This is a genomic window from Klebsiella sp. WP4-W18-ESBL-05, assembly GCF_014169075.1.
GTDB classification, from domain to species: Bacteria; Pseudomonadota; Gammaproteobacteria; order Enterobacterales; family Enterobacteriaceae; genus Kluyvera; species Kluyvera ascorbata_B.
In genome coordinates this window covers 718,723-743,339 of record NZ_AP022057.1, presented here as the reverse complement: position 1 = coordinate 743,339, position 24,617 = coordinate 718,723, and the positions used below count along the sequence as shown (strand labels likewise).

Below are 24,617 nucleotides of genomic sequence, written 5' to 3'. Positions count from 1 at the left end.
GGTTACATCCGTCAGCAGTTCCTGTGACGCAATGAACACCATGTAAAACAGGAAAAAGCCGACCGGGAGATAATAGTGATGCAATGTGATGTTAATTCACGATTAGAATACCCCACATCACCCTGAAAAAACCGTGTGGCCGGGATCGGCCCTCTGAGCAAAGGACTGGTGAGCACATTGTTAAGTTTAAAGCTTTTACGCAAAGCGGTTTCCAGGTTGATATTTCGCCTGCTGGCGGACAAACCTCTGCCCACGAAAACCCCCGGCGAAAAACTGCATATTCTTCTGCTTCGCTGGGACGCAAAATTGGGCGACTCCATCGTATCTTCTTTCTTTTTTCGCGAATCACGTAAGCTCAATGCCCGATTGACTGTACTTACGGTTAACGAGTTAGCTGAAATGCATACCAACACCTTCGGTGTGGATGAAGTCATCGTTACGAATCCGCATCCAGGGCTTGGTGAACTACGCAGATTGGTGAACCAGCTAAGTAATGTCGATGTCGTTGTTCATCTGGTTGGACGACTGCAACCTGCCGAAATCGTTTTTATGCGGTTACTCCGCCCGGGGAGTCTCTATTCCCTTGATGATTCGCTGCGCTGTGTGAATCGTAAAATGGGTTTTTCTGCAAACACGCTCAATATCGTGGAGCAGTACAAATATATTCTGCAGGATCTAGGCGCGAAAGTGATCGACACCCAGTACATTGTGCCGTTGCCTGCCGAGCTCCCGCCTGCGGCACTTTCCCCCCAAATACTTTTTAATCCTTATGCCAGCCGAAGAGACAAGGGGCTATCCCCTTCCCGTGCAACCGCAGCTCTACAAGCTATCACCGACGAGTTTCCCGGCCATTCCGTGGGAATTCTTTGCAGCCCTTCAACGCTGCACAGCGCACAGCATCTGGAAAACTCAGTTGCACGCGATAATGTGGCAGTCTTGCACGACGGGCTAACACCCGAAAAGGTTGCAGGCTATATTCGCCGCGCGCAGGCAGTTGTTAGTGTGGATACTGCCATTGTGCATATGGCTGTTGGCCTGAAAGCGAAGCTGGTGGCGATCTACCCGTTGATTGCAGGTCAACACAACCCATGGTTGCCGCCTCGCTCACCTTTTACACAAGTGATCTACAGCGAGCAACAGCCAGACACACTCCGTCGTACGGGCAAAAAAAATATGGATGCTTTTTCGCTAACGTCATTAATGAACGCATTGCAGACTCTCTTAACACTGCCAGCACAAGCGAAAAACAGCATGTCGCTTAACGCCAGAATCATCCCTGGGCTAGGGGTAGCGACGGGCACGCTGGCGCGACAACTGCCCTTAATCTGTGAAAAATTTCCTGAAGTTGCAGGCTGTTATGCCGGGACGATCAACCTTGAATTCAGCGTTCCTGTCGCAGTCGTGCGGCCCGATCACCGTACCGCACCGCTGGCCTGGACTCCCAGTGGACGCACCACCGAGATATTCGATCTACTGCGCATTGAACTTGAATTCAGCCATTTAACTGAACGAATCCCCGCATGGCTGTATATTGCCCACAGCTCGCCACACCGCCGGACGCCGACCATTCACGAAGCAATCGCGCCGCACATTAACCTCAATGGCGCCACGCACTGTCGACTCCACTTACCCGCTGAGGCTATCGTACTGGGCGAAAGCGGTACTCAGGCAACGGAAGCTATCAATTTGTCACTTCCATCAACCCAGTAATCCGCATTCGCCTCAATATGCAAAAACAGTTTTGCCAGCAGCGAGCCACCCGCCAGGAATTCAGCCACGGTTTCTCTCCGGGCTTCGGTACGCCGGAAATAGGTGTTGTAAAGTTTGAGAATGGCCACGTCGTTAATCAAAAATGCCCCGACGGCAATATCGGTGCGACGCATCACCTCGCAACCAGCAAAGTTGTAAAGAGGACGGTATCCGGGATCGATGACCTCCCCGCCAATCGGGATGGCAGCATCGGCAGCCTGGGCAATGATATTTTTGATTCTCCCAGGATTACCCCAAGCGTGATTCTCGCTCTCAAGCCCTATAGCTAAGGCTTGCGCAAGTATGGGGTTTCCCGGCAGGGACGCGAAAATACACTCGCTATGCCAGTGCAATTTATCGCTCAGCCCTGTCGGAAATAACTCAACACTCGGATCTCTAAACAGCAACGTATCCGCATCCAACCATGCCCCGCCCCAGCGATGTACAAACGCCATGCGAATGAAATCGCTCTTCGCCACAATAGCTTCAATGCCGTTCGCCAGCGTAAAGCTCAGCGGTTCAAAAGCCCAAGCTTTATTCATGATGTCAGCATCGATGTGCTCGCTTACCGTTCGCGGCGTAAGCAGAAGAAAACGATCGCCCAGAGCTCTGCGCATAGAAACCAGTGCCAGGGCAACATAAGCCGGCATAGTCTGACCCGGTGCGTTTTCCCAGTAACTAACGTAATGGGTAGTGTCGGACGTCATTTCACCAGCACCTTACCTTTCGCACACAACAGCCCATTTTGCATCAGATATGTTCTGAGCATCACCAGTGATGGCGCGCATGCAGGCTGAGCCAAAAACTCATTATTTAACGCTGATTTATACAGATTAAGCCAGGTCAGCACCGGCACATTTGGCAGGAAAGCCGGTAAACTATCCCGGTTGTCTTCGCCAAATAACAGACGCAACGCACGCAGAATGGGCTGATAGCCCGGAACAGAGAGCAGTTGCGCGACGTTTTCATCCAAATGCTGCTTTACGCTCACGCTGTTCAGCCGATCCTCCACCGACGCATCAGTTAATGCCACCCGGGGATCTAGCGCCACTGGGTAAATGGCACGAAATGATCGGGCGCCGTTACACAGCGATTCATACAACACTTTGTCCGCCGTTGCCCCAGTCACCAGCACGTCATCTCCGAAAATGACATGCACGCCGCTCCATCGGTAAAAATTCTCCGCTGGAATCACATGATCCTGCACAAGATTGACCCGATCGCGCTCGGCCTGGCTGAGGCTGGCATAATTTTCACACGGAGGCGCAATCCTGGGCAGTTTAACGTTGATAATGGTGGGCAATCCTTTATGCGCCAACGTGAGATTAATTTCCTCAACCACGATATCGTAGAGCACATTGGCCGTGGAAGGCACATTACGCCAGCCCGTGGTCATCATCACAACACTCTCTCCCTCCTCTTTGGCCTTGCAAAACAACCCTGACCATGAAGAGGAGGTGTCATCCAGTTCTGCGGCAAGATAGTCGATAACGCACCGTGCCAGATAGCGTATCTCGCTCACTCCGCCATATTTCGCACGGCTATAAATGCCCGCCAATGTTGTAGCGTCAGCACCAGTGCGCATATCGCAAAATGATCCAGTCGCATTCGGCGTCAGATAATGCAGCGCCTTACCACCAAAAATAGCGACGTAATCGGACATGTCGATCAAACCGCGCGCCAGCAAATCGGTCGCAAACGCGCGAAAACCGGATTTAACATCCTGCGCATTGATCTGTGCACTGGCCTGGCGAAACATTGCCAACTGGGTTGCGAGCGGTTCGTTGTGCAACGTGTTCCACGCAAGTGAATGCGGAGTTTTTAGTCCATTCATGGTGAAGATCCTTAGAGAGACACTGGCACAGTGTGAAATTGAAGGTCATCCAACAGAACATCAATACGTTGACGCTGCTGATAATAGCTGATGGATTGAAGCCCTAATGGCCTAAGTGCCTCCATCAACTCGGCGATCCCCGTTCCGGCATCACGAGGATCATGCGCATCGGATCCGATGGTCAATGGAACATTGTTCCTCAGTAATTTCTCCAGCAAAGCGCGGGAAGGATAGGACCATCTTCCTGCAATTTCTTTACCCGTCGTAGGATCAAGGCTGGATTTTCGCAGGCCCGAAGCATTCAGTTCATATGCAATACCGCTGCGTACGAGCGGCGCAATCAACGGTTCAAAGCGACGCAAAAACACATCCTCTGGGATTGCGCGCAGTAGCGTGTCAGCGTGCCCAACCGCATCAAACAACCGGCTTTCCAGCAACGCTTCAAGCTGAGCAAAGTACTTGTCCAGAAAGGAGTCTGCCGCTAACCGGGGCAGTTCCCAGACCTTCACCATCGGCTCTTCGGCAACAGTGACGTAGTGAATTGAACCGATGACAAAATCCATTGGATAGCGGGCAAGTAATTGCCGGTTATAACGCTCAGTACCCGGCATATAATCGAGTTCCAGACCGCGTAGCAGCGTGATCTCTCCTTTATAGTCCTGCTGCGCCTTATCAATATCGGTGAAATAGCTCTCCAGTTCCGATTCCAGCAAACGGTTCTGCGCATCCACCGGGAACGGAGCATGATCAGTGATGGTGAGTACCGTCACCCCCGCAGCAATCGAGGCACAAACAAGTTCGTCGATGGTACCTACAGCATGTTTCGAGTAGAACGAGTGGCAGTGCGAATCAATCATGCTGCCTTCCATTGTTCAAGCAACCCGGAATGCTTCCCCATCTCTTTGACCAGCCAGTAAGGATTATTGGCGGTCGCGATGATCGCGCGAAGCTGCGGGGTGTCTTCCAGCCGCGCCAGCAGTTCAGTTAACGGCTGGGTATATAACGCGCGCGACAAGGGATTCTCCCGCACATGGCTCGCCAGATGATGCCAGTCGATCGCATCAGAATGGATATTTGCAACACGCTCGGTCTCAATACCGTACAGAAACACATCGCCGTTGGGTTTAATTGTCACGTCCATGCCATTGGGCTGGGGTGCACGGTTCAGGCTGCCAAAGGTAAAAGGTTTATCCACTTTGGACTCAATCGCGGCAATATATCCCTGTAAGTCCAGATAACCCTCCGGCGTATCTCTTGCCGGATGAACCAGATTTTTGTAGTCGATGTTAAACGTGTCCGCACCTATTAATAATTTGTCTTCCAGTACGCTGACTGGCTTTATGCTGGCGTTAATTCCCCATGAGGCCAGTTCACTCACCAGATATTCGCGAGTGAAGGCCCGATCGATATCAATTGAGCGAAATGAAAAACTGAGCGATGACGGTTTTTTGCGCTGAACATAATCTAGGCTAAATCCATGTGCACGCCATTTTACTTTTTCAATATGGTGGCTATCTGAACTCAGGCGAATATTACAGGTATCACCATTGGCGGAGATAAGACGATTGATCTCATCAAAGATCTTTTCCATCTTCTCATGGCGAAAAAAACCGCTGGTAATAAACTCAAAGCTGTTGCCCCCTCGGGACAACGCCAGTAAGTCATAAAAGGTATGAATGTTATTGAGCGGTTCACCTTCGCCACTCACGGAAATACGCTTTACAGATGGATCATTAATGAGCGCCGACAGGTTGTCACGTGCCTGCGTTGACAGCACCATACTCTTACCCGTTACGTGCTTATCCGCATACATGCAGAACGCACAGCCGATGCCGCAGATCTGGGTGATATCCACATAAAGCAAATGACCATTTAAATCCATATATAATATTCCGCCATATTTTTGAAAAAAAATTCAATTTGGTACAAATCAAACTCTTTTGCAGTGTATGTTTCAAACACCAATTCTCTGCGTATATCTCCTCGGTGCCTTTGATGCATTTAGACAGGTTCCGGGTCCGATCCCAACAAAGCCTGTAAACGCGCATCGGCCTGCGCCCTGCCGTCCTGTAACATCGTTAGTACTGCATTGTCTTCCTGCTGGTGCTGCGCACCAAACAGATCTAATCGATCAAGCATATAGACCGTTAATACGGTACCAAGGCCGGTGACGCACCCCGTCAGCACAGCCACTAGAGTAGTGATCAGCCCACCGGGCAGAACAGTAAACAGCGCACCGAGAGTTTTGCTGAGGTACTCTTCAAGCAGTACGCCACCAATGACGAATGCGCCGCTGACAGCAATCTTTAGCCCTGCATCTAGTGCTTCGGAACGACTTGTACCCTCTGGTCGCATCAATACAGTTTTGGCTGCGCGGAACAGCGAAAAAACCCCTTCGCGGATCATTCGCACCAGGTTGCGAGCAGTTGTGAAGAAGGTGTTGATCAGCGTTGTCATCAAGTTACTAATGATTCCGCTAATGGCCCCGTCACGAAACGCCGTTAGCACGTTGCGCCAGTTATCGAGACAACTCTTGGCCACCCGCCCAGCACGGATTTTTAATGCCTCCCAGACATGCTCCTGATCCACTCCATCACAAAACCCGTTATGCCAGCTGTCGTGAACTTCCAACAACAGGCCGTCGACAAAATCCGTCAACACCAAGCCAATCGCCTGCTGTAGGCCCATTTTCCCCGCTTCTACAGCGCTGGTTTTCAGTAAATATGCACCGAATTTCGCACTACCGTAGTAGCCCCAACGAAGACTGCTTTCATACTGCTTGCGCGCCACTTCATCCAGCTCGCGCAATTTTTCCTGATCGACGGCGTTCTGCTGTTTGTACTTCTCCAGTGCGTTCTGATCTTTTTTGCTCAGGGGCTCATTTTTGGCTTTCTCTTCCAACCGGGCAATTTTGGAATCGCGATCGGCGCGGTTTTTGTTCAACCAGGCGATGTACTCCTCTGCACTCTTTTGCAACTTCGATTCATTGATCGAGTGGTGCGTCTGATGCAGATTGGTTTTGTGGTTCGCCAGATCAGCTCCATTTGCTTCCGCCAGCCAAACCGCAGGGTCGTTATGGATTGAGGCGGCAGAAATAAGGTGATCCTGCTCCGCATCGGTATTCCTGCTCAGTGCCTGTCCGGTATAGGCATCCACTGCTTCGCCTGCATCCTGTTTTTTACTGTTTTCGGCGTTGGTCTTCTTGTAGTTGTCGTGCTTATGGTATGGATCACTGTTGTACTTACCGCGGCTTTCATAACGCACTTGCTCCTCTTCCGTGGCATACACCCCGGAGCGAACATTATGAATGGTATCGACATTCCCCCCCACCTTGTCCCATGCAGAGACAATACTCCCCAGCCCAAACGGACCAATAATGCTATGCAGAAGACGCTGTCGGCACTCAGCCAGCATCAATGTTGTTTGTTCCGTGCGCCACTTCTGTTGATACTGCCGAACTTGCTGATGTGCCTGCCAAACACTGACATCGGATACTGTAACGACCTCTTTTGTTGGTGATGGTATGAGCTCTCTTGTCTGTCGTTGACGCTGCTGGTTCAGACGCAATAAAAGTGTTTTTCTGTCCATAATCTCCCCTTAAAACACATCTGCACGCTGGCTAAATGCCTCACGAAGCACCGCCATTAGCTCAGCAGCCTCAGTTTCCTGAATACCTAACTCGAACGCCTGTTCAAGCGCAGTGTGGATATCAGGCGGATTGGCAATAAGACGATTAATTGTGGCTTGTAATATCGAGGAAAGATGCCAGCTCATCATCCCCAAGCAGCAGGTTTCGATATCGCTACGCACGTCAGACGGCGCGATACCTTCCTCTTTAGCACAAGCAAAGGCAACAGCCAGCATTGCCTCACAACGTTTTTCAAAACGCTGAACTTCATCCATTTGTTTGAGGACCTTATCTGCATACTCTTCCGTCGTCTGCTGTTGCCCGGCCACTACTCCCTGCTCAAACGCCATATTGCGCTCACGCCTTACACTGGCTGCAGTAGAAAGTCCTACCATACGAAACATGTTCGCCACCCAGCTGTCAGCATCTTTCTCATCCTGCCAGCGATGATACTCCCACCAAACTTTATCGGCTTGCGCCGTAGCGTGAATCCGTTGGCGAAGTAGTGCTACCTGAACCACTGCAGGAATCGTAACGCGAAACGCTGGTCCCGCCAGGTCTAGGGCGGTCCATAGCCCAGTAATCACCCAGCCAATCGGCCCCAAGAAAGAAGCTGCCCCTCGCGCAGCCACAAACGAGGCTGCGGACATCACCACCGTCCGTCCGAGCAGTTGGCTGGCAAAGACGTTGGCAATTAACGATGCCAAGAGCAAGCTTGAGAAGCGGCTAGACTGCAACTGCGTCATTAATTTTGCTTCTGGGAAAAGCATCGTACTACTCTGAGTAAGATCCATTTTTTCAAGCAGATTTTTGCGTTGAGCTTGGTCCATATCCGACCAAGCCTTGCGAGTAATTGCCGCCAGCACAGCTAGTTCGATACGATCAACGCTCCAATCCTTCTCGTAGGTCGCGTCAAACTTGTCCGCCACATCAATCACCACGGTTTTCCACTCCGGGCCGCCACCGCGAAACAGATTGACGACAGTATTGCCACCAAACTCGCACAGCTCATGGGCAATCAGATCGGTATACTGACTGTGCGCGGGGTAATGGGTTTTATAACGTGCTTTACTCTCAATACCGTTGCTGAACGCCTTCGTAATGTATTCCACCAGCGGGGCCAATTCGCTATCCGATGCATCGCGTAATACTGGCAGCAGTTGACGATCACCATCACTCATCATTGTTTTCCTGTTCTGTACTGACATTGTTTGTTTCGCGTTTAATGTTGCTAATGGTGTTGCCAAAGGTGGCAAGAAAGCCATCAAGCATCGGGCTGTCGATGACCGTGGCGCTAAAATGCAGCCGCCCGTCTTCAAGCTCGCTGACCTGTTGATCCGCTGATAGTGGTGACTCCAGCAACAATTGCGCCCGCGCAGTTTCGAGGGTGAAATGAATGCGGATACTTCTCCCCTCGCCAAATCCGAAGCGCCCATCATCGTCGTAACGTTTGAGGTTAAAATCTGCGGGGCGTGTAAAGTGAAAGGTACTGCAGACCGCCGAGGCAATGCGGTTCAGGGCCAGACTGCGTTCGTTATCGTAGCCTTTAAAGCGGCAAACCAGATAAAGCCGCGAGCCCTGTTGCGCTAGCCCGAGGGGCATCACCTCCGCCTGACGGCGAGTACCGTGAGCATTGCTGTAATCAATATTCAGCCAACGGTTGTGATAAAGCGCTTCACTGACCGCGTCAAACACGCCTTCCTGAATCACTGGTGGTAGGAGCGACTGGCTGGCAGCGACCACCCGCACCTTCTGTGACCATTCCCGCTCTCGATGCGCCTGTTCGCTGTGGTTAAGAGTGTGTCCTGCTTGACTAAAAAACGGCGAGAATGAAGCCATCAGATGCGCAGGTAGCAGATGCTTTAAATGCGCCTGCGCCATTTGCATCAGCAGCGATTCTGCTGGCGATAGCTGCGCCATGCTCAGGCCTCGCGAACCTGCCCGCCATCGCCAGCCATAGGGGCGGCAGCGATCATCACACTCTAGATCGAAGTGCTGGCTAAGGCGTTCAAGCTGGCGCTGAATGGTACGCACATTGCGCTCAATTCCCGCATCTGTAAGTTGCTGATGCAACTCTTGGGCGGTAATGCGCTGACTGCGCGGAATACGACGCAACAGCTCAAGAGAAAAAAATGTGGTATCGACGCTATTTGTTCGCTTTGCCATTACGGTTCCTGTAGCAGCACGCTGAATGTGTAACACACTTATATATATATCAGATTTATCGGCAATAGCCGTCAATACTTAACCGGTTTATTCTCCACCAGATAACGACCTGAGTATGCTAGATGCATGCGACAGACTATGTCGCAATAATAAAAAAAATCAGTGGAAAGACACAGCACGGTTATTGGCCATTAGTGATGAATTGCATCCCTTACTTATCCTTTCCAGTAACTTTGGGCGATAGCCTATGAGGGAAAATATTATAACCTGTTCTGCTTTAAGCTATTCAGGGTAATTCTCAGCCAGAGGATTACTTTTTGAAATGAGCAGGGATGCATCACTTACGAACGTCTGTTCCCACTACCCGAACGGCAGGTTGGAGGTCAGGATCATCGCGCTCTTCTACCTAGAAGAACATCTTGACTTCCTCTTGGTTGAACGGCAAATAGCCTATTTCATCGATGATAAGCAGCTTTGGGGCCATGACACTGTGATTGAGTGTAATTTTGTAGGGGCCCTGGCGCTGTCAAGTCGACAGCTGTAGTTGTAGGTCTGCTGCTGTTGTGAAACGAACCTTGATATCCGCCCACACTGCTTCGTAACCCATGGCTATCGCCAGATGCGTTTTCCCCACGCCTGATTGCCCCAGCAACATGATGTTTTCGTTACACTCGATGAAGCTCAGGGATCGTAACGACTGGATTTGCTTTTGAGGGGCACCGGTGGTGAAGGTGAAGTAGTACTCCTCGAACGTCTTCACCGCCGGGAAGGCTGCCATCCGCATGTACATTGCCTGTTTACGCTGATAGGTGATATTTGAACGTTCAAGCCGGTTGTTGTAAGCCGTATCGCTTAAGCTGAAAATGCATGTCTTGTTTTCTGGAAGGCTGCTACAGCTGCTACATGTAGCGGGTTGTAGCAGGGTTTGGATTTACGATTTAAAATTTCTTCACTAGGGAGAGTGCTTTTTATGCGGGTAAGATCACACCTTTACCGGCGCAACGGTTATTGGGTTGAGCACTATGCCTTACGAATAATTAGCCCGAGTATTGGCTTGTACCAAAGTTCCGGTAACCGCTGTGGACATCCTTAGTTCTGGTTTTGGCGAAGTACGCCAGTCGAACCAGAAAATTCCAGTAGACTGGATTACGATCCAGTGCATCAAATCGGCTAAACCTGTAAACAGCATTCGGTGGGAATTCAGCTAATGTTGAGTAATCTTCGTGAGCAAGCCCTAGAGCACTGCACCAGGCTTTCTGTATCCGGGTAGCCATATTGTCAGCATCGGAGTCATGGTAATTGCCCAAGTACCCATAGACGTCTGCGTTGAACAATAACGCAAGGTGATAATGAGGGTGTACGCTGCTATCGCGCTCTCTACACCACCCATAAGATGGAAATGTTGGGTTACCCGGTCTCCTGGACCGGTTATGATCTGCCCGTAACTGGCTTTTCAGTGACTCGAAGAAGCGAGTGATTGCCTGCGCATCATCGCGCTGGAAGCATATTGGTAGATCAGGCTCTCCCGGTACATAGGATTGAGCGAACCTTGTGTCAGTACGAATAGCTAGTATTCGGTTATGCTGCTCCAGTGTGCTGTAGGCCATGTTGAGTAGTGGATTGAGAATATCGAGGTCAATAGGCGATCTATACTTTCTGGAGGCTATTTCTACCAAGCTATCGGTTTCTTCATTGGTAAGTGAATATAGTGATTCCATAATAATCCTTCATTCTGTAAATATTAATCATTAGGTAATGGGTAGCCCTCACGCTACCCATGTGATGTTGGATATAATCCCTGTAGGGGGATGTACGGGTATAAGAGTAAATCACTGACGAAGGTATATTACATATACCAGTTAAAACCCATAGGTTACTCTCCTCAATAATTTAAACCGAAGCCTCAGTGTTACTAGCCTTAAGAACAAAAAATATTAACCAGAAAAAAAATAATTACTCTGAAGTTATTCAGATCGTGGTAATTTATTAAAAACAACTGATCCAGATGAAAGTGTCGGTATATTTAATGCATTTGCGAGATTTTCAGGCTTCATTTCTGAACCTATAAATTTCACGTAATCAACGCCACCCTCCTTGAATAACTGAACCTTCCCCTCACTTTCAAGCTTATTTAAAACAGATATCAGGCGCTCGATATTCCTAAGACAATTTGGACCATCTCTACGAATACTATGCCTCCTGAAATCGAAAGATTGATTACTGATAACATGTTCCTCGAGCCAAAATAGCAATATTTCAGAATCACTAGGCTTTCTGGTAGAGTCTATTTTTACAATTAAATGATTAAGGCACCACTCAGTTATTTTAAAGGCTGACGCTAATGTCTCCTTAGTAATTATTGGTAAATCAGGTGTAATAAACATTTGCATTACTGCTGCAATTCTTGAAGCATGCTCCATAAATCGGGCACCAAAATCATCGTAATGGTGCAGCTCCTCTCCTAGTTTCATTAGTTCCCGAATTCGTTGACTTTGTGTATCCCATAACGTTTTCGCCTCTTCAGATAAAGTAATACAGATTCTTTCTTCATTTTTCCCTCTACGTCTCATTCCATCTTGCAGATGCTTAGTGAGAATAGAGAAAAATTCTTCAAGCTCTGGCTCATCAGACCATGAACAGGCATCATCAGGGATGTTGCATAGTTCAGGTATTTGTTCCATGTCAATTGGTAATAAACGAGCTAACCATCCTGAGTCTTTTGCAATTTTGCCCTGTTTTCCAAGATAGTAATCAAACAAACCAGGTTGCATCATTAGCAACATGCTTAGCCGTGCATCATCAACATCGTAGCTGTCGCGTGAAGCCCTGCTGTCTGCTATTTTCCCTTCTCCCCAAAGAGAGTTGAGTACTGGTGTATTACGGAAAAGATTACCGTCGAATAACCCTCCGGCCTCATCAGACCCGAGCATCAACGACGGAGAGCCCTGCGCTAATACCTTTCTAAGTCCCTCACTTGTTGAATCGTTTTTAGTAAGAAACTTTCTTATCGGGGCAACCGGTTTTCTTGCATGGCATTCCTCCAGCGCTTCAAGCGTTTCAGTTACACCGTTCTTCTGACGAATAGCTTTACTGTATTGTTTTTTATACTCTTTTAATTCTACTTCCCAGGATGCGAATTTCTGCTCATAAACTTTCTCCTTTAACAGGAAATCATCTTTCAGTTCTTTTTCCAGACGATAGATTTCCTCCATCAACAACCTGAAGACGGTTGATTTCCTGCTACCTGATCTTGCTAAAAATAGGAGGTAAAGCGATGTAAAGGTTTTCCCATTTTTAAGCTGAACATCAAATTTATCCTGACAGGCATACGCCATTACACCAAGCAACACTATTAAAATGAGCTCAGCTGCGGCGCCTGTTTTATAATGTATATAGCGTATCAATCGTTGTGCAAAAGTGGGGAGCGTCAGAAACTCCAAGCAAAGTTCTCTATTCTGCTTACTCTTAGTTCTTTTAAACATGCATGGTATCTACCCTCTATTTTTGGCAAAAAAAATAATGATGAATTAGGATGTGTATAGCCACTACTTTTCATTTATCCAGTAGAGTAGATCACTAAGCAACCAACCACACGACTTAGCCCCAAGCATTTTACGTTGGGGGAACAGGCCTGAGCGTTCAAGCTTCCAAGCAGTTGAACGTGATACAGAAGTAATATATTGACGTTCTTTCTCTCTAACGAGTCGGTCACAAGGCTCACCGTAATCTTTCAAGACCTGTAGCCGCTGTTGAGATGTGGGTTTGATAAATATTGTATCCATTTTGACTCCTTCGTTTTGGCAGAAGAAGAATGAACTATGGATGAGCTTAAAAAAAGCGGCACACCACTTGCTAAGGCTTAGCAAGTGCTTAGCAAGTGGTGGTGATGATTATTTTTTATTTAATTTCAACCATTTACATACATCTTCGTAAGTAAAGTTAACATCAAAATTGTAAGTATTTGACTGTGCTATTTCTGTTAGCACTTCAGTTACAGCAGAAGGATTTCTCAAAAATTTTTTATCTTTAAAATGCTCACGCAGTAGGATATAGATCATCTCACTGTCTCTTGTTTTTTCTCGAAACTGTACATTACGTTCGACTGGTGGATTATCCATCCACAATTTCACCGTTGATGGGTTTATCGGAATACCTTTTTTTTGAAAAAACCAAGCAACTTTACCTGGAGGGACCTTTCCATTTCGAGAAAAAATCTCATTGATTAGAATGTATAATGCAAACCTACTATTCGGTGGGTAGTAAGATACTATTACATCTTCATATTCCTCAGAAAAATTAATACTACCATCAACATTTTTAATAGTAGATTCAGATATAAAATCATTATAAAATGACTCAATCGCTTCTCTTTCAATATAAAGATTTTTTATTTCCGATGTTAAAGATTTACGGAAAACCAAATAGTCATAATCAGCATTATGAAAAGGAGAAACAAAAACAACTCCAGCTTTGTTTTTCAAATCATTATATTTTTCTTTATCAGACAATACATACTGTGCACGGCTAAAATGCGTAGTCTTTGTCGGTTTTATATGCCAATAACCATACGCCATTCCATCATATCTGTACTCGTTATATCCTTTAAAGAAGCGAATAGACCACTCATGTTTAAATTTCCATTGAAAGTGTTTTTCTAAGTTCTGTTCAGGTGTAAACGATAAATATTCATGAAGCGGGTTACTTTCGTGCTGAAATAAATCCATTCCATTACGGACATCATATTCAAAATCATCCTTATTTTCGCGACAATGCCTTAACGTACATGGTTCACCATCAAAATTAATAAAAATATAAAACTTTCCTTTTATCCACTCGCTAATAATAAACTCAATATCTAGACCAAACTTATCAACAACTTCGGATAAAGAATAGAAGAACTTCATTATCAACTCCCATCACATAACACTTTAATTCATTTGTATTTTTTAATGCATTGCTATCATTGTAATTGATAACTAATTAGTACAATACTAAAAAACCTAACTTACATGGGACTTTTTTACATATCACTTTTAACAAACTACAAATTGATAATGAGATATACTGAAAAAGTAATCCGAGCAGGCTCAATAAATATTAAGAAATTGTTAATTTTTTTCTAATCGAATATGCTGTAGTTGAAAGCCTTATAACACATTCAGCAACCTTGCTAGACTTAGCCTGTACCACTATTATAGCCAGATAGCATAAGGAGTCCTCAGATGAGTAGCCAATCAACATTACCGCAAGTTACAAAAGCACAGATTTATCGCGCCGTTGCCAGCTCAACCGCGATCGAAACCGGTGCTTCAGTGCAAAAAATTGAGCAGCAACTCAAAAAAAATCGGGCACAAGCGAAAGCCGTTGGACTCGCTCGCTAGTCTGGCAAGATATCGTTCACCAGTTGTATCATGGGGCTGTAGTTCCCTGAAACACCCGCCTGTATTGCCTTGAAGTAAAACGCCTTGTGCTCATCCCACAGGCTGTAATCAAGTAAGCCCTTCCCTGCCAGAACCGACAGCACATCGCAAAGTAGCCTCGACAGACGCCCGTTACCTTCTCTGAAGGGGTGGATCAAAATAAACTCCACATGGCATACAGCCAGATAACTTACCAGCTCCAGACGAGCCAGGGATTTGAGTTCACCAGACAGAGAAAGAAACTGCTTCTCGAAGCCATCAAGCAGCAGCGGAATCCTGTCGGCAGCCGCAAACTGAAAACCATCCTTAGTCAGGTTAGCGTTACGTAGCCTCCCTGCCCAGTCGTACACATTCCCCAGCCATTGACGATGCCAGCCGCTGATATGTTCAAAAGCCAGCTCAGCAGGCGGCTGGCCTTCGATAAATAACTGCTCATAAAGCATCAACAGCAAGCCAGACTCCAGCGCCTCCATTTCCTGCTCATCAACTATCCCCAATTTATTGGCAAGCACCAGGTCGTTAGAGCCTGGCTGATAACGCTCTTCCGCTGAATTAAGCTCATATTTTGACAAGCTCTTACCTCCGCCCAAACAAGTTAACAACGTTGTTTTCCTGCTGCCGTTGATAGTTATTAACCCGATCTTCCCAGATCTCAAGCGCCCTGCGCTTTTCAGTCAGATAATCATAGCGGTCATAGTGTTTCGAGCTGACGTCATTTAAAGCGTGATTCTGAATGCGGTCACGGATCTCTTTACTGATCCCCGCCTCCCCCATCAGCGTTTTACAGGTCCGGCGTAAATCTCGCGCCGTGAAAACTTTAAACTCAGGATTAAAAGCACGGAAATACATGATGGAACGGGCCAGGCTATCGGTACGTACCGGGCGCTCACCGTTGGTTGATAGCGGGAAAATATACGGACTGTTACTTTCCTTAGTCAGCTCTTTCACTGAGGCTAATTCCTGTAATGCCGATTCAGTCAGCGGGATCAGATGCTCGCGCTTGTTTTTCGATACATCAGCTATGACCAGTAACGTCTTTTGCTGCCAGTCAATCGCACTCCACTGGCTGGCAATCATTTCAAACGGGCGCTGCCCGCCAGCATAAACACAGAAGCGAATAAGATGCTGCATCAACGGCCCAACGTTGGTTGCCCCAGCGAACTGTTCCATGACAAAACGTAGCTCTTCAAGCGTTAACCATGTATCACCCACTTTCTCCGCCGAGGACTGCTTCGGTATAGCCGATACCGGATTAACTTCAAGCCCGAACGTAATGCCCACGCTGGTATTCATCGGATCGTTATCGGCTTTAAGCCCATAGTTGAATGCCGCCATCAGATAGGAACGAACTCGGTTTGCATGGACCACCGCATCACGCTGGATAATGCCTGACAAGATCGTTTTGATCTGTAAGGGCGTGACATCTTTCGCTTTGGTCTCGCGAGGAATGACTGAATAGCACTCTTTTTCAAGACGCTTCAGTACATCGGCCCAGGTCCGCTTATTGTCGAGCTTCATCTTATTAACGTAACCATACACTAGTTCTTTAAACGATCCCTGTGAACGATGAAGCTGCATGATGTGCTGCTCGGCCAAGCGTTGTTGCTCAAGTTCTTGCTGGGGTTCTTTTCCTTCAACAAGCCAAGCTCCGTACTTTTTCGCCAGCTCGTTGGCCGTCACCAGTTTCATCTCAGGCCAGATGCCTAACTGAATGAATTTTTCTTTCTTCCCTTTCTCAACGTAGTAACGGAAATAAAAAACCTTGCTGCCTGAAGGCTGAACCTTAACGCCAAGCCTGCCGGTACCACGCTGAGCACTGTTGCTCCACACGTAGTACGACGTGCTTTTTGTCTTCAATCCACGTATAGCAGTCTCGGTAAGATTAGCGGCCATGAGGTTACCTTTCTAAGGATAAGCGTTACCTGACCCGATGCCCATTTTGGGTCAGGTAATGGGTCAGGTAACGATAGTACAATGGGGAGACGAGACAACCAATCAGAAACAAAAACAACATCATAACTGATTGATTATAGACAATTAAAAATACAATAAGCGTCAATAGCGAACGATTAGAAACATGCCGATTTTATGACTCATAATCGCTTGGTCGTTGGTTCAAACCCAACAGGGGCCACCAAATTTTAGCTTTAACGTCATATCATTAAGCCACTTCCAGCGAAGTGGCTTTTTTGTTGGTTTTCCTACCCGGCTCCTTTTTGTCCCCACCGCGGCCCATCATCACAGAACGTAGGCAGTTCACAACTCTGCAGTCCCTCAATTACGCTGCGGATTTTCGCATGATAGGCTTTCCGAACGACCCTTTCAGCTCAGGCCGCTGCGGATCCTATGAAACTCAAATTATCCTTCCAGATGAAGCTCTTTCTCGCACTGGTGGTTTTTTCCTGTCTGCTGCTGGCGCTATTGGGCACGCTGCTCTTCCACTTTATTGACCGCCAGTTGCACCATGATTTAGGTCAGCGCGCCCGCGTACAGGCTAGCGAGATAGCATTAATGCCCGGGCTTGCGGAAAAGGTGCTGCAGCGCGATATTCCCGGCATTGCGCGGCTTATTCAGCCGCTGCGCGCCGAAAGCGATGCCAGCTATATTGTGATTGGCGACGTTCACGAACAGCATCTGTACCACTCGGAATCACCGGAGCGCCTTAATCTGCCGATGATCGGCGGGGATAACCGCGACGTACTCAACGGCAAAACCATTATCTCGGTGCGTAAAGGAGGGATTGGCGTGTCGCTGCGCAGCAAAGCCCCCATTTTCGATAGCCAACATCGGGTTATCGGTATCGTCTCCGTTGGCTACCTCACCTCTTATATCGCCAATATTAACGCCCGTTTGCTATGGCGAACCGCGCTGTATGGCTTCGCCCTGCTCCTGATGCTGTTTATCTTTTCCTGGCTGCTGGCTCGCACGCTGAAAAAGCAGATGTTCGGCCTGGAGCCCAAAGATATTGCCCAACTGGTATTGCAGCAAAAAGCGCTGCTTGAGGCCATGTATGAGGGGGTGTTTGCGGTCAACGTCGATAAACAATTAATCCTGATCAACCGCGCCGCGAGGGAAATGCTCAATATTCCCCACAGCGAGCAAGCGCTGCTGGGCAAGCCGCTTGATAAGGTTATTCAACTGCCGCCGTCGTTTTTTGCACCAGGTAATACCGCTTATGATAGCCGCCATCACGATCACATCACCGTCCTGAATCAACGGGAAACCATCGTCAACCGGGTCGCCATTGAAGTCGAGCCCGGGGTTCCCAGCGGCTGGGTATTCAGTTTTCGCGATAAAAACGATATCAATACGCTCAGTAGCCAGCTGAGTCAGGTAACCCGCTACGCCGATAATCTGCGCATCATGCGCCATGAGCAGCTTAACTGGACCGCCACGCTGGTCGGCCTGCTGCAAATGCAGCGCTATGACGATGCGCTACGCTACATTCAGGTACAGGCGGAAGGTGCCCAGCAGGTGCTGGATTTTCTCTCCACGCAGTTTGTCTCTCCTGCCCTGTGCGGCCTGCTGCTGGGGAAATATGTTAGCGCCCGCGAAAAGGGCGTAGAGCTACTTTTCGACCCGGCCTGCCAGCTTTCTCGTCTGCCGGAAGGGCTGAGCGAAACCGAGCTGATGTCAGTCATCGGCAACCTGGTGGATAACGCCGTCGATGCCACGCTAAAAACATCCGCACGCGCCACGCCGGTTGACGTCTACATTTCAGATAGAAACCACGAGCTGGTTATCGAGGTCGCCGACCAGGGCTGCGGCGTCGATGAAAGCATGAAGCCGTATATCTTCGAGCAAGGCTTCACCAGCAAAACGTCCACAGGATGCGAACTCACCGGTGCAGAACATGGCATCGGCCTCTACCTCGTGGCGGGCTACGTCCGGCGTGCCGGCGGCAGCATCGAAATGAGCGATAACGCTCCGCAGGGAACCGTGTTTACGGTTTTCCTCCCATTCAATGCCCCTCCTTGTGCAGGATTTTCCTATGACTGATATCCGTCCTCTTGAGGTTGTGATTGTTGAAGATGAGCCGCATCTGGCGCAGCTGCATCGGGAGTATATTGAGCAAAATTTTCATCTGCGAGTGGTCGGCATCGCCGGTTCGCTGGAACAGGCCCGCGAGCTGATTTCCCGCCACCAGCCGCGTCTGGTACTACTGGACAACTATTTACCGGATGGTCAGGGCGTTGAACTCATCGACAGCCCGCTGCTCAAGCAGTTTGGCTGTGCCGTCATTTTTATAACCGCCGCCAGCGATATGCAAACCTGTAGCCATGCCATGCGCAGCGGCGCGTTTGACTATCTCATTAAGCCGGTTTTTTCCCATCGTCTGCGCGCTTCGCTTGAACGCTTTATGCTGTTGGAGCACACGCTGCGCCAGGTGAAGGTTGTCGACCAGCGCGCGCTGGACAAACTGTTTAATTTACCCGCAGGCGATGCCTCAGCAGCACCGTCGACAAAGGGGATCGAGCCCGCCACGCTGGCACGCGTCAAACGTCTTTTCAGCGAGCGCCCGGAGTTTAGCTGGTCCGTCGAACAGATCGTAGAAGAAGCCGGGATAAGCAAAACGACAGGACGTCGCTATCTGGAATACTGCGTGGAAATCGGCTTTATTACCATCGAAATTCAGTACGGCAATATTGGTCATCCACGCCGTTTATACCGTAAAAAAAACGACGCTAATTAACTTCGCGCACGCGGTTTCTATGGTGTTAATTGCTGAAAAAACGCCAACTATCACATTTCGGCCAGCCCGCGCTGGCCCCCCTCTTGTCACCTTTGCCGCGTCAGCTATGTTGACTTTTAGTTCCTCAAACGTAACTAAAAGGTTAATAATAATGTCGAACGTATTCCGTATTTCTCTGCTCTCTGCTGCTGTGTTCATGTCATCCTCCGCGCTGTCCGCTCTGCCGCAGGGCTATCCGGCCGACTATCAGAAGGTCGTTGATGCCGCCACGAAAGAAGGCAAAGTGGTGATTTACTCTACCACCGACACCAAAGCGGCCGGGCCGCTTATTCAGGGTTTTGAAGCCCTCTATCCCGGCATCAAAGTCGAATACAACGATATGAACAGCACCGAGCTGTACAATCGCTTTATCAGTGAACAGGCCGCCGGTGGCGGCAGCGGCGACGTCGTCTGGAGCTCCTCGATGGACACCGCGCTGAAGCTGGCGACCGACTACGCCCAGCAGTACGTTTCGCCGGAACAAAGCCAACTGCCAAAATGGGCGGTCTGGAGCAATAAAGCCTATGGCACCACCTACGAGCCGGTGGTGTTTATCTACAATAAGCGCCTCATCCCGGTGAATGAAGTGCCGGATTCTCACGCCGCGCTGGCCAAGCTGATCGCCAGCCAGGTCGACAAATTTAAAAGTAAGGTCACCACTTACGATATCGAAAAATCCGGGCTCGGCTTCATGTTGTCGGTACAGGATTACAAGGCCGATCCGCACTACTTCAAAACGCTGGCCGATGTCGCTAAAGGCGGCTTAGCCGTGCAGTCATCTACCGGCACGATGATGGAGCGGGTATCCTCCGGCGAAAACTTAATTGGCTTCAATATCCTGGGGTCCTACGCTGAAGCGCGAGCCAAAACCGATCCGTCGCTGGGCATTGCCTATCCGAAGGACTACACCCTGGTGCTGTCGCGCGTCTCCTTCATCAGCCAGCAGGCAGAACATGCTAACGCCGCAAAACTGTGGCTGGACTACGTTCTGTCTGAAAAAGGGCAAAACATTCTGGCCAACCAAGCGGATATCCCCTCCATCCGTAACGACATCGATGGCAAAAATGACATCGACGGCATGACCAAAATGCTGGGCAACGCGCTGAAACCGATCCCGGTTGATGAGTCGCTGCTTGAATACCTGCAGCCGAAAAAACGTCTGGACTACATCAAACAGTGGCGTGAAGCCGCGGCCAAATAAACGCGTAACCTAAGCGCGCCGTTCGCCGGCGCGCTTGCTGCTCGCTACCTGAATTCGTGTTATCGGATCTCTTCGCTTATGAATGCATTACGCAGAAAGTGGCAAAGCCTGCCGCGCGGCGTCGTCGTGCTGCTCACCGCGCTGGTTATCTACACGCCGCTGTCCTTTATTGTGATCCAAAGCTTCCTGTCCGCGCCCTTCTTTTCACCGGCAAAGACCTGGAGCCTGGAATCCTTCGGCTTCATTTTTACCGACCCTGACTTCTACAAGGCGCTGAAAAGCGGGTTTATTCTGGCTTTCGGCCTCGTCATCATCGCCATCCCTCTCGGCGGCGTGCTGGCGTTTCTGATGGTGCGCACCGATCTCCCCGGCAGACGGTTAATTGAACCGCTGATCCTGGTCCCCATTTTTGTCTCGCCGATGGTGCTGGCATTTGGCTACGTGGTCGCCGCCGGTCCCGTGGGTTTCCTGTCGCTGTGGGCGCAGTCGCTGATCGGCTTCGTCCCGTGGAACATTTACGACATGTCGAGCATCGTGGTCATCGCCGGGCTGACCCACGTTCCGCACGCCTATCTGTACATCTCTTCGGCGCTGCGCAGCGTGAGTTCGGACGTCGAAGAAGCCGCGCGGATCGCCGGTGCGTCTCCGCTACAGGTCATGACCTCGGTCAGCCTGCCGATGGTCCGGCCGTCCATTCTGTATGCCATTGTGCTGCTGTTTTTCCTCGGCCTGGAAGTCTTCGGCCTGATGCTGGTGCTGGGCGATCCGGAAGGCAACATGGTACTGGCGACTTACCTGTATCAGCTCACCAATAAGCTTGGTACGCCGTCTTACCATCTGATGGCCGCGGTGGCGGTGGTGCTTATCTGCCTGACTATTCCGCTGGTCATGCTGCAACGCCGCCTGATGCGTACGGCGAACCGCTTTGTCACCATGAAGGGAAAGGCCTCACAGGCGCGCGCGCTGCCGCTGGGGAAATGGCGCTGGGTGGCAGGGGCGGTAGTCGCCTTCTGGCTCACCGTGACCATCGGCGTCCCGCTGATGGGCGTGGTGCTCCGCGCTTTTATCTCCAACTGGGGCGTTGGCGTGTCGCTCTGGGACGAGCTCTCGCTCAATACGTTCCGCACCATCTGGGCGCAGCCGAACCTGCTGCGGGCCATCGTCAACTCCATGGCCATTGGCGTGATCGGCGGCGCGCTGGCGGTGGGCTGCTATCTGTTTATTGGCATCGCGATGCACCGTAAACCGGATAACACCACGCGCTTCCTCGACTACAGCGTGCTGGTCCCCCGTGCGGTACCAGGCCTGCTCGCCGGTCTGGCATTTCTGTGGGTCTTCCTGTTTTTGCCGATGTGGCTCGATAACGCGCTGAAATCCGGCTGGCTTTCGGGCATGCCGTGGTCACAGTGGCTGCGCGATACCCTGATAGTCTGGCTGCGCTCGTTACGTAGCACCATTTTCAGCGTTTGGCTGGCCTACACGGTAGTGTGGATGGCCTACGGCCTGCGGCTGATTTCCTCAACGCTCCTGCAGGTCGGGCCGGAGCTGGAAGAAGCGGCGCGCAGTACCGGCGCGACGCGTGGACAAATCACCCGCCACGTCACCATTCCGCTTTCACGCTACGGCCTGATTGGTTCATGGCTGCTGATGTTCCTGATCTTCGAACGGGAATACTCAACGGGCGTTTACCTGCTGTCGCCGGGGACGGAAACCATCGGCTCGATGCTGGTGTCCCTGTGGGCGGCTGGCGCAATTGATATCGTTGCTGCGCTCTCGTTTATTAACATTCTGTTGGTGGTGGTCGGTCTGGGTGTGGCCCTTCGTTTTGGAGTGAAATTACATGATTGAATTATCGGTCGAAAACCTGCACTTAACCTACGGCGATAACCCGGTGTTAAAGGGCGTGACCATGAACCTTAAACGCGGCGAAGTGGTTTCTCTGCTGGGTCCCTCGGGCAGCGGGAAAACCACGCTGCTACGGGCGGTGGCCGGGCTGGAAAAGCCCACGCAGGGCGCAATTACCATCGGCAATCGCAAAGTCTACGACGGCACGCCGCGCAGCGAAATTCCGGCCGAAGAGCGCAATCTGGGGCTGGTGTTCCAGTCTTACGCCCTGTGGCCGCACAAAACCGTTTCTGAGAACGTGGCCTATCCGCTGAAGCTGCGCAAGGTTCCCGGTCCGGAGATCAACAAACGCGTGCAGGACGTGCTGGATCAACTGGGTCTGGGGCACCTGGGCAAGCGCCACCCGCACCAGCTCTCCGGCGGCCAACAGCAGCGCGTTGCCATTGGCCGCGCGCTGGTCTACAACCCGCCCGTGATTCTGCTCGATGAACCGCTGTCCAACCTTGATGCGAAGCTGCGCGAAGAGGCGCGCGTGTTCCTGCGCGAGCTGATCATCAAACTGGGGCTTTCTGCGCTGATGGTGACCCACGATCAGAACGAAGCGATGTCAATTTCCGATCGTATTCTGCTGCTCAACAACGGCAAAATTGAGCAACAGGGCACGCCGCAGGAGATGTACGGGTCACCGAAAACGCTCTTCACGGCCGAGTTTATGGGCAGCAACAACCGGCTGCACGGCAAAGTGACCGAGATTCGGGACGGCAAAGCGCGTATTGAAGGCCAGGGCTGGACGCTGTGGGGCCAGGCGGGTGAAGGGATACAGGTGGGTCATGAAGGCACCGCGGTGATCCGCGTCGAGCGCGTGGCGCTGGTCGAGGGACCGGGGGAGAATCAGCTGGCGCTGCCGCTGCTCACCAGCATGTATCTTGGTGACCGCTGGGAGTACCTGTTCCGCACGCCGGGCGATAACTTTGTTATCCGCGCTTACGGTAACGATGTACGCGGTTCACAGCACTGTCATCTGGCACTGCCGGAACAGCACGTCTGGGTGTTTCCAAAATCCTGACGACAAACAGGGGCGGCGATTGCCGCCCCGAAGCCCGATCATAAGCGGCATCCCGCCATCGCGCTTAGCGGGCCCCGCCATCGTTACCGATTTCGTAACCGTCCAGATATGCCTGCGCCATCGCTTCGTGGTTGACTAAAAAACGCGACTGCTCCAGGCTCGGATGCAGTCTGTGGGACTCGGTTTCGACATTTTCAAATAACATAGTGAGTTTGCCCGTGTCGTGGTGATGGCCTTGCGTCATACCGTCCATACAAGCCTCCATCAGCATGCCGGACGTTTCATTCGTACGAACGGGGGAATATGCCAGTTCGGGCTTCTCTTTTAGCGCTTGTTCAATAAAGGCATAGGCCTGGCCCACGACCTGCAGACAATCATCGGCGTGCTGTTTTGCCCAAGCGGTATGTGACGCGGTAGTTATGACTATGGCAGCCAGAATGTGAAATCTCATTAGTAATATCTTGTTAAACTTATAATAAAGTAAAACCGGCGCCAGAAATGCGCTGGTTTTTTAGCCTGTCGCTGTGAATGTTGAAATGGGTAACGCTAACCACATCATGCGTGAAATCAGGGGTTAAAACTGCTCGCATTAATATTGGAATGTTTCATCGGCATCACGCTCAAACAACATTAATAAATAAACACATGAACATGTATAAAATAAGATCATAACGCTAAAAAAACGCCATGTTATTTATACTTTGTTATTCAATGGAAATAATATTGTTAAAAAATAACAAATGATTCAACACAATGAATTTCGAATGAAATCCATTTAATAGAAATGCCCCTTTACTGTTTCGTGAATAATATTGCCACGTTACGCACCGGATAAGGCATTATTTTTCAGAAGAACATTGAAATAATTAACTGACTAATGAATCTTTCACAGTGCGCTTGCCGCCTGCACCTTCTTGCCTTCCTGACAATCAAAGCAGGAGAAGATGAAAATAAGGTTTTGAATAATTCATATTTT

Annotated in this window: 21 protein-coding genes and 1 pseudogene; 7 read left to right on the top strand and 15 right to left on the bottom strand. The window is 49.8% G+C overall.

The annotated features are described in order from the left end of the window. Positions 1-168: 168 nt before the first annotated feature. The gene (locus tag H7R58_RS03620; RefSeq protein WP_227674952.1) at positions 169-1,710 is read left to right on the top strand and encodes a glycosyltransferase family 9 protein; all 1,542 of its coding nucleotides are present in this window, start codon (positions 169-171) and stop codon (positions 1,708-1,710) included. On the opposite strand, the gene H7R58_RS03615 is transcribed toward H7R58_RS03620, so the two are convergent. The 12 genes and pseudogenes from H7R58_RS03615 to H7R58_RS03560 form a co-directional block, all read right to left on the bottom strand. Further along, positions 1,665-2,456 carry a glycosyltransferase family 32 protein gene (locus tag H7R58_RS03615; protein WP_048217133.1) on the bottom strand — a complete coding sequence of 264 codons (792 nt, stop codon included), beginning with the start codon at positions 2,454-2,456 and terminating at the stop codon, positions 1,665-1,667. The genes H7R58_RS03620 and H7R58_RS03615 overlap by 46 nt on opposite strands. Then, entirely contained in the window at positions 2,453-3,583 is a 1,131-nt protein-coding gene (locus H7R58_RS03610) for a hypothetical protein (protein WP_182934606.1), read from the bottom strand. Before H7R58_RS03610 ends, H7R58_RS03615 begins: the two co-directional genes overlap by 4 nt. Positions 3,584-3,594: 11 nt before the next feature. Beyond that, positions 3,595-4,440: a histidinol-phosphatase gene (locus H7R58_RS03605; protein ID WP_182934605.1), complete on the bottom strand. Its 846-nt coding sequence runs from the start codon at positions 4,438-4,440 to the stop codon at positions 3,595-3,597. After that, on the bottom strand, positions 4,437-5,465 hold the full coding sequence (locus tag H7R58_RS03600; protein ID WP_182934604.1) for a radical SAM family protein: 1,029 nt from the start codon (positions 5,463-5,465) through the stop codon (positions 4,437-4,439). The genes H7R58_RS03605 and H7R58_RS03600 overlap by 4 nt, the downstream gene beginning before the upstream one ends. Before the next feature lie 119 nt (positions 5,466-5,584). Beyond that, positions 5,585-7,171: a hypothetical protein gene (locus H7R58_RS03595; RefSeq protein ID WP_182934603.1), complete on the bottom strand. Its 1,587-nt coding sequence runs from the start codon at positions 7,169-7,171 to the stop codon at positions 5,585-5,587. 9 nt (positions 7,172-7,180) lie between these two features. After that, positions 7,181-8,419: a YaaW family protein gene (locus H7R58_RS03590; RefSeq protein ID WP_227674951.1), complete on the bottom strand. Its 1,239-nt coding sequence runs from the start codon at positions 8,417-8,419 to the stop codon at positions 7,181-7,183. Then, complete coding sequence (locus tag H7R58_RS03585) at positions 8,385-9,377, bottom strand: helix-turn-helix transcriptional regulator (protein ID WP_182934602.1); 993 nt, start codon at positions 9,375-9,377, stop codon at positions 8,385-8,387. Before H7R58_RS03585 ends, H7R58_RS03590 begins: the two co-directional genes overlap by 35 nt. Before the next feature lie 363 nt (positions 9,378-9,740). Continuing rightward, positions 9,741-10,185 (bottom strand): annotated as a pseudogene (locus H7R58_RS03580) (ATP-binding protein); the annotation flags it as partial. Between the two features lie 229 nt (positions 10,186-10,414). Continuing rightward, positions 10,415-11,095 (bottom strand): inovirus Gp2 family protein, encoded by a 681-nt coding sequence (locus H7R58_RS03575; RefSeq protein WP_182934601.1) that lies wholly within the window; start codon positions 11,093-11,095, stop codon positions 10,415-10,417. Between the two features lie 246 nt (positions 11,096-11,341). Beyond that, complete coding sequence (locus H7R58_RS03570) at positions 11,342-12,859, bottom strand: YfjI family protein (protein WP_182934600.1); 1,518 nt, start codon at positions 12,857-12,859, stop codon at positions 11,342-11,344. A 63-nt stretch (positions 12,860-12,922) separates the two neighbouring features. Beyond that, positions 12,923-13,159 carry a helix-turn-helix transcriptional regulator gene (locus H7R58_RS03565; RefSeq protein ID WP_182934599.1) on the bottom strand — a complete coding sequence of 79 codons (237 nt, stop codon included), beginning with the start codon at positions 13,157-13,159 and terminating at the stop codon, positions 12,923-12,925. A 108-nt stretch (positions 13,160-13,267) separates the two neighbouring features. Next, positions 13,268-14,281, bottom strand: a complete 1,014-nt coding sequence (locus H7R58_RS03560) for a hypothetical protein (RefSeq protein WP_182934598.1) — start codon at positions 14,279-14,281, stop codon at positions 13,268-13,270. Between the two features lie 318 nt (positions 14,282-14,599). On the opposite strand from H7R58_RS03560, the gene H7R58_RS03555 reads away from it, so the two are divergent. Beyond that, the gene (locus tag H7R58_RS03555; protein ID WP_182934597.1) at positions 14,600-14,758 is read left to right on the top strand and encodes a hypothetical protein; all 159 of its coding nucleotides are present in this window, start codon (positions 14,600-14,602) and stop codon (positions 14,756-14,758) included. Here H7R58_RS03555 and H7R58_RS03550 read toward each other — a convergent pair. Further along, on the bottom strand, positions 14,755-15,369 hold the full coding sequence (locus H7R58_RS03550) for a Fic/DOC family protein (RefSeq protein WP_182934596.1): 615 nt from the start codon (positions 15,367-15,369) through the stop codon (positions 14,755-14,757). The two genes, H7R58_RS03555 and H7R58_RS03550, sit on opposite strands and share 4 nt — an antisense overlap. A 4-nt stretch (positions 15,370-15,373) precedes the next feature. After that, complete coding sequence (locus H7R58_RS03545) at positions 15,374-16,690, bottom strand: tyrosine-type recombinase/integrase (RefSeq protein ID WP_182934595.1); 1,317 nt, start codon at positions 16,688-16,690, stop codon at positions 15,374-15,376. Positions 16,691-17,143: 453 nt separating this feature from the next. Between H7R58_RS03545 and H7R58_RS03540 the strand changes: the two genes are divergently transcribed. From H7R58_RS03540 to H7R58_RS03520, 5 genes are all read left to right on the top strand, one after another. After that, positions 17,144-18,796 carry an ATP-binding protein gene (locus tag H7R58_RS03540; protein WP_182929995.1) on the top strand — a complete coding sequence of 551 codons (1,653 nt, stop codon included), beginning with the start codon at positions 17,144-17,146 and terminating at the stop codon, positions 18,794-18,796. Continuing rightward, positions 18,789-19,490, top strand: a complete 702-nt coding sequence (locus tag H7R58_RS03535) for a response regulator (protein ID WP_182929994.1) — start codon at positions 18,789-18,791, stop codon at positions 19,488-19,490. Before H7R58_RS03540 ends, H7R58_RS03535 begins: the two co-directional genes overlap by 8 nt. Before the next feature lie 196 nt (positions 19,491-19,686). After that, entirely contained in the window at positions 19,687-20,730 is a 1,044-nt protein-coding gene (locus H7R58_RS03530) for an ABC transporter substrate-binding protein (RefSeq protein WP_413774315.1), read from the top strand. A gap of 78 nt (positions 20,731-20,808) precedes the next feature. After that, positions 20,809-22,578, top strand: coding sequence for an ABC transporter permease (locus H7R58_RS03525; RefSeq protein ID WP_182929992.1), 1,770 nt, complete (start codon positions 20,809-20,811; stop codon positions 22,576-22,578). Beyond that, positions 22,571-23,641, top strand: a complete 1,071-nt coding sequence (locus H7R58_RS03520; protein WP_106927079.1) for an ABC transporter ATP-binding protein — start codon at positions 22,571-22,573, stop codon at positions 23,639-23,641. Before H7R58_RS03525 ends, H7R58_RS03520 begins: the two co-directional genes overlap by 8 nt. Positions 23,642-23,705: 64 nt before the next feature. On the opposite strand, the gene H7R58_RS03515 is transcribed toward H7R58_RS03520, so the two are convergent. Next, positions 23,706-24,092, bottom strand: a complete 387-nt coding sequence (locus H7R58_RS03515; RefSeq protein WP_106927081.1) for a hypothetical protein — start codon at positions 24,090-24,092, stop codon at positions 23,706-23,708. Between the last annotated feature and the right edge of the window lie 525 nt (positions 24,093-24,617).